A 15066-nucleotide genomic window follows, 5' to 3' on the forward strand; every position below is an offset into this window, starting at 1 on the left:
CTTTTGACCCAATGAAGCTACGCAAATTTCTTTTCCTCCTGCTATTTATATTATCCGCATCAGTTGCATCTGCCCAGAGCAGCTCGGAACTTAAAAGAAAAAAAGAGGCCATACAAAGAGAGATTGAGCTGTTGCAGCGAAATTTAAAAAAGACGGCAAATAACAAAAAATTAACCCTGGGCCAGATCAATGCATTAAACACTAAGATTAGTTTAATGCAGAATAAGATCACGGTGATCAACTCTGAGATCAAGAACCTGGATAACCAGATCCACGAAAATACCAATACTGTAATTAATTTGAAAGGGCAGCTGGGGAAGCTGAAAAAGGATTATGGAGCGATGATCCGGTTTGCTCAACGTAATAAAAACGCTTACGACAAAATGATGTTTGTTTTTGCGGCAAAAGACTTTAATCAGGCCTATAAACGGATTAAATATTTGCAGCAATTTGGACAGTACCGTAAAAAACAGGCGGGATATATACAGGGAACACAGAAAGACCTGAACTACAAAATTGTTATTCTGGATAAAAACCTGAAAGAAAAGAGTAGTCTTTTGCATGAGCAGGAGAACGAAAAGGATATACTGGGTAAGAATAAAACAGCGCAATCAGCGGTGTTGAACAAGTACAGTAAGCAAGAAAAGCAATACCAACGGGATATCGCCAGTCGTAAAAAACAACAGGCACAGCTTGACCGTAGCATCCGTGCTGCGATTGTGCGTGAGATTGAGCTGGAACGGAGGCGTGCTGAGGAAGCGGCAAGGGTAGCTGCGGCAAAAGCCGCTGCGAAGGCTAAGGCTGCGGCCGAAGCTGCTGCTGCAAAAGCTAAAGCCGAAAACAGACCGGCACCAGTTATACCTGCAGCGGTAGCTGCTGTTAAACCAAAAGCTAGTGGTACTTATCTGGCCGCAACTCCGGAGGCTGCAAAATTGTCGGCCGCATTTGAAAGTAACCGTGGCTCATTACCATGGCCGGTAACATCCGGATCAATCACGGAAAGTTTTGGAAAGCACAAGGTAGGCCAGGCGAATTACGACAATGCCGGGGTAACGATACAAACCGCTGAAGGAGCTGCAGTGAGAGCTGTGTTTAATGGTAAAGTAAGTAAAGTGGGGAATGCCCTGGGCTTATATTACGTGTTAATTAAACACGGGCAGTTCTTTACTGTGTACCAGAATTTAAGGTCGGTGAGCGTAAGTGCCGGGCAGGATGTAAGTACAAAACAGAATATTGGGTCGGTAGGTTCGTCGGGCGATGTACCGGAACTTCAGTTCCAGATTTATAGAGGTGCAGTAGCACAAAACCCGGCATCGTGGATAGCTAAATAAACTATTGCAATTAAATGTTTATATTTGTGTTACAGAGTTAAAAACAAAGAGTAAGATGTATACAGGGACATTAGTTGAATTCTTAAATATGGGCGGAGGCGAGATTATGCTTATTCTTGCCGTGGTACTTTTGTTATTTGGAGGTAAAAAATTACCCGAATTGGCCAGAGGACTTGGAAAAGGTTTAAGAGATTTTAAGGATGCCTCTGAGGGAGTGAAGCGTGAGATCCACAGGAACATCAACTCTGTAGGTGTTACAGATGAAATCAATGATTTCAAATCGATGGTGAGTGATGCTGATAACAGCAGACACCATCCATATGAATACAGTTCAGGCGGCGGACAAAACTATAACGACGAGGGTTCAACACCTCATCATAGCAGCGATAACGGTAGTCAGGTTGAAAGCGTTGATCAGACTGAGAAAGTGGCAAGCGTTGAGAGCATTCATACTGCACAGAATAACCATAGCGATAACACAACAATAGAAACAGATAAAACTAAAATTTAACTAAAAATATCATGTTCGACACAACAATATTGGCATTTGGATTAGGCGGCGGAGAAATTGCTGTCATAGTAGTAATTGTATTATTACTTTTTGGCGGTAAAAAAATTCCTGAGCTAATGAGAGGGCTTGGAAAAGGAATTAAAGAATTCAAAGATGGTAAAGACGGTGCTGATGATACTACTGAGCAGAACCGTACAAATAAGCCATTGTAGGTTTACGAACCCAATTTTTTTAATTTAATGTATTCTTGATTTTGAAGAAGTATAACTCCTTAAAAGAGATACAAATCCTTATTGAGCAAAAGCAACTCAGTTTGCCAGCGCTATTGGACTATTATTTTAAGCAAATAGAAATACATGAACACCTCAATGCGTTTAATGAGGTGTTTTTTTATTCTGCTACCCGTCAGGCTAAGCTTGTACAGGAAAAAATAGAAAATGGAACTGCAGGTAAGCTGGCCGGAATGGTGATTGGTATAAAAGATAACATCTGTTATAAAGATCACGTGGTTACGGCTTCATCTAAAATGCTGGAAGGGTTTGTTTCTCCATATTCTGCTACTGTTGTAGAGCGGTTAATCAGTGAAGATGCTGTCATTATTGGCAGATTAAACTGTGATGAATTTGCGATGGGAGGATCTAACGAGACTTCTTACTTTGGTCCGGTTAAAAATGCAGCCGATAGCCTGAAGGTAGCCGGTGGTTCATCGGGTGGTTCGGCAGTCGCTGTACAGGCAGATATGTGCTTGTCGGCTCTGGGTACCGATACCGGTGGCTCGGTAAGACAACCAGCAGCTTTTTGCGGATGTATTGGCTTAAAGCCTACATATGGCAGGATTTCAAGATACGGTGTGATTGCTTATGCTTCCTCATTTGACCAGGTTGGCCCAATCACTTCTTCGGTAAGTGATGCAGCGGTTTTACTGGAGGTTTTGGCGGGAGCTGATGAGCATGATAGTACGGTTTCTAAACATGCTGTGCCGGATTATTCCGCTGGCTTGAAAAATCATTCACCTAAAAAAATCGCGGTTCTGAAGGAAACGCTGGAAAGCCAAGCACTGGATGCAGATATAAAAGAAGCTATGTTAGCCGCGATATCGGCTTTTAAAGCACAGGGGCATACCGTTGAATATGTTTCGTTTGATTTATTGGACTACCTGGTGCCTGCATACTACGTGCTGACTACAGCTGAGGCTTCTTCTAACTTATCGCGTTATGATGGCGTACATTATGGTCACCGTAACCTGGAAGCAGTAAGTTTAAACGACCTTTACAAACAATCCAGAGCTGAAGGTTTTGGAGAAGAAGTGAAGCGCCGCATTTTGTTGGGAACCTTTGTTCTAAGTGCGGGATATTATGATGCCTATTATCAGAAGGCACAGCAGGTGAGAAGACTGATCAGAGAGAAGATGGAAGAAATGCTGAGCAGTTTTGACGTAGTGATCAGTCCTGTAACACCAACACCGGCTTTTAATATCGGCGAAAATATTGATGATCCTTTGGTCATGTATATGGCTGATATATTTACTGTATTGGCTAATTTGACAGGAATTCCGGCAATTGCCTTACCCTTAGGCAATAATGCTCAAGGTTTACCGTTAAGTATCCAGTTGATGGCACGTCATTTTGGAGAGCAGGAACTGCTATCCTTGTCTGATGCTTTTTTGAGCGCAGAGAAAGTTGAACCCATTAACAAACAGGCAAACTAAACCATCACCGCTTTTTAAATGTAGCCTGAGTTAGATTTTATTAACCGATAAAAAGGAAATAATACGCCTATGAAGATCATCGTATGCTTTGTATCCGCTTGCTTTTTAGCCTTGACCGGCTTTTCGGCAGCAGCACAACAACAGCAAAAGCTGGCTTTAACCGACACGACTTATGTTCCGGTTGTAGATGAAACCCCAACTTTTTATAATCACAATTATATTTATAAGGCCAGATTGGATTCGATCCAAAAGATGGTGCCACTTAGCTATAATGAATATGTACAAAAGTATATAGATGTTTATGCAGGTCGTAAAGATATGATGGGTAAGATGCTGGGGCTTTCGGGTTATTATTTTCCAATTTTCGAAAAAGCACTTAAAAGCTATAACATTCCTGAGGAGATTAAATACCTCCCGATCATAGAGTCGTCGATGAACCCCCATGCCGTTTCGAGGGTTGGGGCTACCGGTTTGTGGCAGTTTATGTTTGCTACAGCAAAAGGCTACGGACTGAACATGGATAATTTTGTGGATGAGCGTAAGGATCCTATACAGGCAAGTTACGCTGCTGCGGCTTATTTTAGAGATGCTTATGAAGAGCTGGGCGATTGGCTCTTGGCCATTGCAGCCTATAACTGCGGAATGGGTAATGTAAACCGGGCTATAGCTAAAGCTGACTCCAGAGATTTCTGGGAAATCAGACGGTTCCTTCCTACGGAAACACGTAATTATGTGCCGGCCTTTATTGCTGCAGTATATGTAATGAACTATTCCGGTGATCACCAGATCAAAGCGCAGAAATCTGTTTTTCTTAAAAACACAGATACCATCCAGGTTAATCGTTTTGTTTCTCTGGCCTCATTGGCCGAAGCACTGGATACGGATTTGGATGAGTTGTCGATGCTGAATCCTTCATACAAGAAGAAGATTGTAAATGGTACGGAATTGGATCCCAAACGAGTGATCTTACCTAAGGTAACTCTGGCCAGTTTTGCGCGTGTATACCAATTGTTGAACGAAGAGGTGCTGGAGGTAGATAAACATATTGTACTGGCTTCGAATGATGGCAAGAGTACACGTAAGTCGAAAACAGTAAACAAACCCGCAGTTTCCTACCATAAGGTTACATCCGGACAAAATCTGAGTACCATAGCAAACAAATATAATGTTGAAGTACAGGATCTGAAAGTCTGGAATAACCTGAAAGGGTCGGCAATTGTACCCGGACAACGCCTGAAAATTTACCATAAGTCTGAAAACAAGCGTATCACAAATGCTATGAGAAGTTAGCCCTCTGATTCCTTTGCTTTTGTAAAAAATTTAAGTATTTTTTTTATTTATTGGCTTATCAAAAGAATTGTAACTTTGGCCCTTTACATAGGATCATTTTATGAGTAAGATTAATAGAAAGCAAGATGCATTAGACTACCACTCGCAAGGGCGGCCAGGGAAAATTCAGGTTATACCAACCAAACCAACAAATTCTCAAAGAGATCTGGCACTTGCTTATTCACCTGGGGTAGCAGAGCCTTGTTTAAGCATAGCAGAAAATCCAGAAGATGTTTATAAATATACAGCTAAAGGTAACCTGGTAGCAGTAATTAGTAACGGTACCGCAGTTTTAGGATTAGGGAATATTGGCGCTGCGGCTGGTAAGCCGGTAATGGAAGGTAAAGGTCTGTTGTTTAAAATATTCGCAGATATCGATGTTTTTGACCTTGAACTGGACACCACTAATGTTGATGATTTCGTTAAAATAGTAAAAGCATTGGAGCCTACTTTTGGTGGCGTCAATCTTGAAGATATCAAAGCACCTGAGTGTTTTGAAATTGAGCGTCGTTTGAAAGAGGAAATGAATATTCCTGTAATGCACGACGATCAGCACGGTACAGCCATTATCTCTGCTGCAGCATTGTTAAATGCCTGCGAGTTGCAGAAAAAGAAAATGGACAAGATTAAAATTGTAGTTAATGGTGCTGGTGCCGCTGCAATTTCCTGCACACGTTTATACGTTGAGCTTGGTGCAAAAAAGGAAAACATTGTGATGTGCGACAGATCAGGTGTAATCAGAGATAACAGAGAAAACCTTGACGCGATTAAAGCTGAATTTGCAACTTCCAGAAAATTGAATACACTGGAAGAGGCCATGAAAGACTCTGATGTGTTTATCGGTTTATCATCTGCTGATTGTGTGACAGAAGATATGTTGAAATCGATGGCTAAGAATCCAATTGTGTTCGCAATGGCAAATCCAAATCCGGAAATTGCTTATGAACTGGCCATTAAATCCCGCAAGGATATCATCATGGCAACAGGCCGTTCTGACTATCCTAACCAGGTAAACAATGTACTTGGATTCCCATATATTTTTAGAGGAGCACTTGACGTAAGGGCTACAGCGATTAACGAGGAGATGAAGATCGCCGCAGTTAGAGCAATTGCTGAACTGGCTAAGAAATCAGTTCCTGAGGCTGTGAATATGGCCTATAATGAAAAGAACATCAAGTTTGGTAAGGAATATATTATTCCAAAACCAATGGATATCAGGTTGATGACTAATGTGTCGACAGCCGTAGCTAAAGCTGCTATCGAATCTGGTGTTGCACGTAAGATCATCACCGACTGGGATGCTTATGTGGAGGAACTGAAACTTAGATTAGGATTGGATGATGCCATCATGAGAGCAATCACCAATAAGGCTAAATCTGACCCTAAGCGTGTTGTTTTTGCCGAAGCAGATCATTATAAAATCTTAAAGGCTGCTCAGATTGTAAAAGATGAGAACATTGCCATCCCGATTTTATTGGGTAATAAAGAGGTTATTGAGCGAATCATTGAAGAGAATGCACTGGATCTTGAAGGTGTAACGATCATTGATCCGTTTAAAGAACCTGAATTGATGCAGAAATATGGTCAGTACCTGTATGAAAAAAGACAGCGTAGAGGCTTAACCTTGTTCGAAGCAACCAAATTGATGCGCGACAGAAATTACTTTGGCGCTTCGATGGTGGAGTTTGGTGAGGCTGATGCAATGATCTCTGGTTTGACAAGAAACTATGTTTCGACCATCAAACCTGCTTTGCAGGTGATTGGTACCGCGCCTGGTGTAAACCGTGTTGCCGGTATGTATATGATGATGACCAAAAAAGGACCTGTGTTTTTTGCGGATACAACAGTAAATGTTGATCCTACAGCAGAAGAATTGGTTGATTTAACTCTGCTTGTAGAAAAAGCAGTAAGCAAATTCAATATTCAGCCGCGTATTGCCTTGTTGTCATACTCTAATTTTGGCTCAAATCAGGGCGTGATTCCTGAGAAAGTAAGAAAGGCCGTGAAAATATTACATGAACAACATCCACATATCGTAGTTGATGGTGAAATGCAAGGTAATTTTGCAATGAACCATGAGCTGTTGAAAGACAATTTCCCTTTCAGCAGATTGGTAGATGGACCGGCAAATACTTTGATCTTCCCTAACCTGGAATCGGGTAATATTGCCTATAAGTTATTACAGGAACTAGGCGAAGCAGAAGCTATCGGGCCTATTTTACTTGGTATTAACAAGCCTGTTCATATTGTTCAACTTGGAAGTTCTGTTAGAGAAATTGTAAATATGATTACTTTAGCTGTTTTGGATGTACAAGGTAAAGAGCAGGAAGCAGGCTCAAAAAAAGGTGGTTTATTTAAAAAAGTAACTAAGAAGTAAATTATGTTTGAATATATTGATGGTAAACTAGCATTCAAATGCCCCACTTATATTGTTGTAGAGGCTGGAGGTATTGGCTATCACATCAATATATCTTTAAACACATATAGCAGCCTGGCAAACACTGAAAGGTGTAAGATTTATGTCTGGCTGCACGTAAAAGAAGACGCGCATACCCTTTACGGCTTTGCCGATGAAGGGGAGCGCCGCCTTTTTTTACACCTGATTTCCGTATCCGGAATTGGGCCGAATACCGGCAGGATGATGCTGTCATCCATTACACCCCTCGAAATACAAACAGCAATTGTAAATGCCGACCTGGCGCTCATCCAAAGGATAAAAGGGATAGGTGCTAAATCGGCACAGCGTTTGGTATTAGAGCTGCAAGATAAATTGAAGAAAGAAGGTTCGGGATCGCTAATCTCGGCTCCTTTAAACAATACAGTAAGGGAAGAAGCACTATCGGCATTAATGATGCTGGGATTTGCTAAGCCTGCCTCTGAAAAGGCAATAGATAATGCGGTGAAAGTAGGTGGTCAAGATTTGTCTGTTGAACAAATGATAAAAATAGCATTGAAGAATTTATAGAAATTGCCCATTGAAAACTTTATTAACGCTATTTATCTTCCTGACGATCTGTTCTGGTGGACTAGAAGCATTCTCACAGGTTTCGCCTAAAAAAGCGAAACAGGATACTATAAAAAATACTTTCGGTCTGAAAGAAAAACAAAGACTTGGAATCAGGTCGATGTCGAGCCCTTTTTATCCAATGCCCGACAACGTGCAAAGGAGGGTTGAGTACGATGCAGTAAACAAGAGATACGTAATTCAGGAATTGATTGGAGATAAGCCTTTTGGTGCAGTACAATATTTAAGCGTAGATGAATACCTGCGTTTGGTAAACAGTGAAATAAAGCGCGAAAACTGGCGTGCACTTTCTGATCAGGAAGTGAGTGAAGTAAGAAGAACCGGAATTATCCCGAGTTTAAAAATCAACAGTAAGGCTTTTGAAAAGATATTTGGTGGGACTACCATTGACATTCAGCCACGAGGTGAAGCCGAGCTGACCTTTTTAGGAAGGATAAATAGAAATGAGAACCCTTTGTTTAATGAGCGCCAGCGCGTTCAGGGGAACTTTGATTTTAACCAACGCATTCAGATGGATGTGATTGGTAACATCGGTACAAGGATGAAGATCAACATGAACTACAACACGGAAGCTCAGTTTGATTTTGAAAACCAGGTAAAACTGGATTATACCGGGGGCGAGGATGATATTATACAGAAAATTGAGGCTGGTAACGTTAGTTTACCGCTTAACACCACCTTAATTAATGGCACCCAGGCTTTGTTTGGGGTAAAAACGCAGTTGAAATTTGGTAAACTGAATGTGGCTACGGTGTTTACACAGCAAAAGTCACAATCCAGACAAATACAAATTAATAATGGCGCACAGCAAAACGAATTCAGGCTAAGCGCAGATAATTACGAAGCAAACAGACATTATTTCCTGGCGCAATATTTCAGGGATAACTATAATAAATCACAAGGCAATCCACCAACCATCACTTCGGGGGTGTTGATAACTAAAATAGAGGTATGGATTACCAACCGGGCGGGAAGTACACAAGACTCCAGAGATGTGTTGGGTTTTATAGATCTGGGCGAAAATGTAGCTTATAACCCTTCCATACAGGGTGGCTTTTCGGCCCTACCATCAGGCTTTGATAACAATACTTTTCCACGTCAATCCAATAACCTGTTATCACAGTTACCTGCAGATGCACGTTTATCGAATTCAAACAGCATTATTCCTTTTTTTGCACCTAACGGGGCAACTGATAACTATGCGAAACTAACTTATGCCAGGAAATTGGCTGATAGAGAGTATACCTTTCATCCTCAACTCGGTTATATATCTTTAAATAATGCCTTAAATAGCGATGAGGTATTGACTGTAGCCTACCGTTATACTTTTAATGGTGTAGAATATCAAGTGGGTGAGTTCTCTACTGATGTGCCCTTTGACCCCGTAACGCCTAAGGTGTTGTATACGAAATTGCTGAAAAACGAGACGATAAAGACCAATTTGCCAACATGGGATTTGATGATGAAAAACATCTATTCGATAGGGGGATATCAGATCAGTCAGCAGAACTTTAAACTGGACATCTTTAGAATTGATGAAAGAACAGGGGTTGAGAAACCCTTGATCCAGGAAGGAGAGAAACTGGATGCCGACCGCAGACCACTGAATGGTAAGCAATGGATTCAGGTTACCGGACTAGACAGGTTGAACCAGCAAAAGGAACGCAAGCCCGATGCTGTATTTGATTTTGAAACAGAAAACAAACCTTTTGGTTCTAATGCAAGTAACGGGCAAAATTCTTCATTTAACAGTGGAAGTAGCAGTGGCTCGACTACCAATAGTATGATCAATTTTTCTACCAATACGGTTAATGGTTACATTACCATTGATCCGTTAAATGGACGAATTATCTTCCCGATTATTGAGCCCTTTGGAAAGGATCTGGCCAGCCAGTTTTTACCAACTGAACAACCGCTGATAGACAAGTATACTTTTACAGCCTTGTATGATTCGACAAAGGTGGTGGCCCAGCAGTTGTTTAGCAACCAGAACAGGTACATCATTAAAGGTGCCTATCAGTCGGAAATTGCTTCGGAGTTTAGTTTAAATGCAATCAATGTTCCGGAAGGTTCTGTGAAAGTATTTGCAGGAACGATCCCATTGCAGGAAGGTATTGATTTTACGGTAGACTACCAGGGTGGCAGGGTACGGATTATCAATCCGGCATTGTTGAGTTCAGGACAGCCGATTCGGATATCCACGGAAAACAATGAATTGTTTGGTCTGCAACAACGTTCACTATTCGGAACGAGATTGGATTATAAAGTGAACAATAAGCTAAATCTTGGAGGTACTTTAATGAACCTTACCGAGAAGCCACTTACACCGAAGGTTAATATTGGCGAGGAACCCATCTCAAATACGATGTGGGGACTGGATATGAACTATAGTTCGCCTTCAAGATTTTTGACTAAGATGATAGACAAATTGCCGCTTTTGTCGACTAAAGTTCCATCTAACATTACTTTTGCCGGTGAGTTTGCGCAATTGATTCCCGGACATCCAAGTGCTTTGAATTTTGGTGGCAAGAAAGGCGGGGTAAGTTACCTTGATGATTTTGAAGCCTCGCGTTCGGTGATTGATTTGAAAAGTGCAATTGCATGGCAGCTATCTGGAACACCACAACTTTTCCAGGAAGCAGGTAGAATTGACGACCTGAGTTATGGTTTTAACAGAGCTCGACTAGCGTTTTATAATATAGATCCTATTTTTTATAACAGAAGCTCGGGCGATATCCCAAATAGTTTAAAGAACAACGTAAATGAGCGCTCAAATCATTACGTACGTGAAATTATAGAGCAGGAGGTATTCCCTTTTAAAGAGACCAGTACCGGACAGGCCTTTACTTTGCCAACGCTGGATGTTGCTTTTTATCCTACTATCCGCGGACCTTATAATTATACCACTACAGGGTTTAACGCGAATGGAACATTGACCAACCCAAGGTCAAGATGGGGAGGTTTGTTTAGAAGAATTGAAACAACGGATTTTCAGGCTTTGAATATTGAATATATTGAGCTTTGGGTAATGGATCCAAATATCTATAAACCAAATTCGACAGGTGGTGATTTGTATTTTAACCTGGGGAACATCTCTGAAGATATTTTAAAGGATGGACGTAAGTCGCTGGAAAATGGTTTGCCTGCAAATGGAGATTCAAATGCTTATGAGGAGACCAACTGGGGCAGGGTACCTAAACTGCAACCAGTAGTTCAGGCATTTGATAATGATCCGGCAGCCAGAAAAGTACAGGATGTGGGATTGGATGGATTATCTAACCTGGATGAGAAAGCAAAGTTTGCTACATTGATCAACCAGATAAAAGGACAGTTGAATCCTGATGCTGCGGCTGAGATTGATAATGACCCTTCATCGGATGATTACATATATTTTAGGGGTCGACAACAGGATCAGGCTAATACCGGAATATTGAAACGCTATCAGCGTTATAATGGTCCGGAAGGAAACTCAAAAACTTCCCAGCAATCGCAGGAAGATTTTGGTGTGGACAATTCTGCATCAACATCTTTACCCGACGGCGAGGATATCAACAGGGACAATAACATGACCCAGACGGATGAGTATTTTCAGTATAAGGTTTCTATGCGTCCGGGTGATTTAATGGTTGGACAGAACTTTGTTACAGATAAGGTTACTTCGCAGGTTAAACTGGCAAATGGAAAAACAGAAGCCGTAACCTGGTACCAGATACGTATCCCGCTGTCTCAATATCAGCAGAAGGTAGGAAACATCCAGGATTTTAAATCGATCCGTTTTGTGAGAATGTTCATGACAAATTTCGCGGATACTGCGGTATTGAGGTTTGGGAAAATTCAATTGGTAAGAGGAGAATGGCGACAGTACAATTCAAATAATGAGGCTTCGCAGGTTATCCTTGATCCTTCATTACAAAACCAGGGACCGGATAACTCGACCATTGAGATCTCAACTGTAAATATTGAAGAGAACGGCAAAAGAACACCGATTCCTTATGTAGTGCCACCGGGTATAGAAAGAGAACGTGATTTTAGCAATTATCGTGGAGATACCAGGCAAAATGAGCAATCACTGGCTGCAACGGTTAGAGATTTGCGCGACGGATATGGTAGAGCAACGTTTAAAACAGCATTGAATGACTTTAGGTCGTACAAACACCTGGAGATGTATATACACGTGGAAGCCCTGGGTAATTCGGTATTAAATGACAATGACCTGAGTGCCTTTTTACGAATTGGTACGGATAACCAGGATAACTATTATGAGTATTCTCAACCTTTGAAAGTGACGCGTCCGGGTACGAGTGATCCATATGCAATCTGGCCTGATCAGAATAAAATGGACATTGAGCTTGAGTTATTTCAGAAGGCCAAAATAGCGAGGAATAACGCGCTGGATGCAGATGGTTTACCATGGAATATCAGCAAGCCGTATAGGTATGTGATTGACGGCAAAACGATCGTTGTAAAGGGACAGCCCGATATGAGTAAGGTTCGTGTATACATGCTGGGAATCCTGAATCCATATAGAAATAGCGCAAATGGTGTGGGAGATGATGGTTTGGATAAGAATGCGCAGGTATGGTTCAATGAAATGCGACTGACAGAGTTTGATGAGCGTGGAGGATGGGCTGCAACAGCAAGGATGAATGCCAAGTTAGCTGATTTTGCTGATGTGAATGTTTCGGGAAGTAAGTCGACAATTGGTTTCGGGTCGCTGGAAAAACGAATCAGTGAAAGGAATCGTACGGATAATGTGTTCTTTGACATCTCTTCGAGTATGGAGCTAGGAAAGTTCTTCCCGCAAAAAACTGGGATTAAAATTCCAATGTTTGTGAGTTATTCGAGTCAGGTTAGTACGCCACAGTATGATCCTAAAACGCCGGATATTGAATTGAAGAATGCTTTAGATAAAGCTTCGAGTTCGGAAAAGAAAGCCATCCTGGAGTACGCCCAGGATTATACCACAAGAAATAGCATCAACTTTACGAATGTACGTAAGGAGCGGACAAACCCTGATAAGAAACCGCAGGTATGGGATATAGAAAACTTTAATGTAAGCTATGCCTATACGAAATATGCACACAGGGATTTTATCAACGAGAAGAATATTCAGCAAACTTATAGAGGATCGCTGGCTTATAATTACTCCGGACAATCGAAAGCGATTGAGCCTTTTGCCAAAATCATTAAATCAAATACCCTGGCATTGCTGAGAGATTTTAATGTAAACCTTTTGCCAAATGCGATTAATTTCAGGGTTGATATGGATCGTTTTTATTCGGAAAACACATTGAGAAATAATGATCCGAACAATTATATCCCGATCAACACCACCTTTAATAAGAACTTTTTGATTACGCGGGTTTATGGTATTTCATGGAACCTGACGAAGTCGCTGACGCTGGATTTTGATGCAACCAACTATTCAATTATTGACGAACCGGAAGGTAGAATTGAAGGCTTGAAACGGGATACACTATGGCAGAATTTAAAACGCCTGGGAAGAACAACCGATTACAACCACAACATGAACATTACCTACTCACTGCCATTGAATAAGATTCCGGGCATGGATTGGGTAACTGTTGCTACGAGATACGGAACTAACTTTAACTGGCAAACGGAGCCTTTATCAACTTTAAGGGATCCATTGATTGACCTGGGTAATACCATTCAAAACTCGAGAACGATACAAGTGAATCCAACGTTGAACCTTGCCGGTTTGTACAACAAGTTTGGTTTTGTAAGACGGGCAAATGCTAGTGGAGATAAGCAATCGGGCAGTTCAGTTCTGGTTGGCTTACTGACCAGTTTAAAGAATGTTAATGCTGCCTTTACGCAAACCAAGGGTACGTTTTTACCGGGTTACCTACCGCGTGTAAGTTATTTTGGTATTGACGATGCTACAGGTGCACCGGGACTGGGATTTGTATTTGGTAGTCAGCGTGACATTAGGGAAATGGCTTTAAGCCATGGCTGGATTACAAGAGATACCTTACAGTCGCAACTTTACATCAATACCTTGAGGGAAGATTTAAGCTTTACAGGTTTGATTGAGCCGATTAAAGATTTGAGCATTACACTTACTGCGAATAAAAACAGAACACTGAACTATTCTACCAATTTCAGGTTCGATAGGTCGATCCAGGATTTTCATAACCTGAGTCCTTTTACAACCGGTGATTATAGCGTTTCCTTTATCTCATTGGGAACAGCGTTTTCTGAGAAACAAGGTAGCACGGTTTCTAAATTATTTGGTCAGTTTATGTCGAACAGACAGGTGATTTCTCAGCGTTTGGGTGCACAAAATCTAAACTCTGTAGGTAGCTCATCTCCTGGTTATGCGGATGGTTATGATAAAAATTCGCAGGATGTAATTGTTTCGGCTTTCCTGGCTGCTTATACCGGAAAGAGCGCTTCATCAGTAAGTTTAAATTCACTTCCTAAGATTCCATTGCCAAACTGGCGTTTAAATTATAGGGGACTTACCCGGATACCTTTCCTTGAAGAACGTTTCAGCTCTATCGATTTAAGGCATTCTTATCGTTCTGTTTATAGTGTTAATGGTTTCAACTCGCTAATCCGTTATCAGGAAACAGATGGCTTTGTAAGCAGCAGAGATGAGAACAGAAACTTTTTACCTTATTACCAGTATGCGCAGGTTACCATCGCTGAGCAGTTCTCGCCATTGATTGGTGTGGATACCAGGTTGAAAAATAACATGACGATGAACTTTGAACTAGGTAGAACACGTTTACTCGGATTGAGTCTGGCCAATAGCCAGCTGGCTCAGTTGTCTGAAAATAATATGGTGTTTGGGCTGGGTTACCGGACCACTAAGTTCAGATTCCCTTTTGGATTGTTCAAGGAATTGAAGATGGATAACAACATGGACTTTAAGCTGGATGTAGCCATACGCGATAATAAGACTGTAATTTACAGAGCTGATGTTGCTGAAGCAGAAGTTTCGTCAGGTGCTAAAAACATTACCCTACGACCAAGTGTTGATTACATATTGAATCAACGATTTAATGTAAGGGTATTTTACGATTCTAATATTACCAAGCCTTATACTTCTCAAACTTTTAACACCTCGTTTAGCAACTTTGGTTTTAGCTTAAGGATTACCCTGAATTAGAGTTGTTTTAAATGAGCAGATTTA

The 15066-nt window shown here is 41.2% G+C and carries 8 protein-coding genes; all 8 read left to right on the forward strand.

The genetic code is table 11. The features are described from left to right. The first annotated feature begins 11 nt into the window (after positions 1–11). The 8 genes from B9A18_RS08750 to sov all read left to right on the forward strand — a co-directional run bounded on the left by B9A18_RS08750 (position 12) and on the right by sov (position 15042). Positions 12–1331, forward strand: a complete 1320-nt coding sequence (locus tag B9A18_RS08750) for a murein hydrolase activator EnvC family protein (RefSeq protein WP_084288903.1) — start codon at positions 12–14, stop codon at positions 1329–1331. A gap of 55 nt (positions 1332–1386) precedes the next feature. Beyond that, positions 1387–1842, forward strand: a complete 456-nt coding sequence (locus tag B9A18_RS08755; protein WP_084288904.1) for a Sec-independent protein translocase subunit TatA/TatB — start codon at positions 1387–1389, stop codon at positions 1840–1842. Positions 1843–1853: 11 nt separating this feature from the next. Then, a complete protein-coding gene (locus B9A18_RS08760) occupies positions 1854–2054 on the forward strand; it encodes a Sec-independent protein translocase subunit TatA/TatB (RefSeq protein ID WP_084288905.1) in 201 nt (66 codons plus the stop codon). 41 nt (positions 2055–2095) lie between these two features. After that, complete coding sequence (gene gatA / locus B9A18_RS08765) at positions 2096–3550, forward strand: Asp-tRNA(Asn)/Glu-tRNA(Gln) amidotransferase subunit GatA (RefSeq protein WP_084289107.1); 1455 nt, start codon at positions 2096–2098, stop codon at positions 3548–3550. 69 nt (positions 3551–3619) lie between these two features. Continuing rightward, positions 3620–4840 (forward strand): lytic transglycosylase domain-containing protein, encoded by a 1221-nt coding sequence (locus B9A18_RS08770; protein WP_084288906.1) that lies wholly within the window; start codon positions 3620–3622, stop codon positions 4838–4840. 100 nt (positions 4841–4940) lie between these two features. Then, positions 4941–7256, forward strand: coding sequence for an NADP-dependent malic enzyme (locus B9A18_RS08775; protein WP_084288907.1), 2316 nt, complete (start codon positions 4941–4943; stop codon positions 7254–7256). A gap of 3 nt (positions 7257–7259) precedes the next feature. Next, on the forward strand, positions 7260–7844 hold the full coding sequence (gene ruvA / locus B9A18_RS08780) for a Holliday junction branch migration protein RuvA (RefSeq protein ID WP_084288908.1): 585 nt from the start codon (positions 7260–7262) through the stop codon (positions 7842–7844). A 10-nt stretch (positions 7845–7854) separates the two neighbouring features. Continuing rightward, positions 7855–15042: a T9SS outer membrane translocon Sov/SprA gene (gene sov, locus B9A18_RS08785; RefSeq protein ID WP_084288909.1), complete on the forward strand. Its 7188-nt coding sequence runs from the start codon at positions 7855–7857 to the stop codon at positions 15040–15042. The last annotated feature ends 24 nt before the right edge of the window (positions 15043–15066 follow it).

Origin of the sequence: Pedobacter nyackensis, assembly GCF_900176505.1 — a bacterium.
In the GTDB taxonomy this organism is placed as follows: domain Bacteria; phylum Bacteroidota; class Bacteroidia; order Sphingobacteriales; family Sphingobacteriaceae; genus Pedobacter; species Pedobacter nyackensis.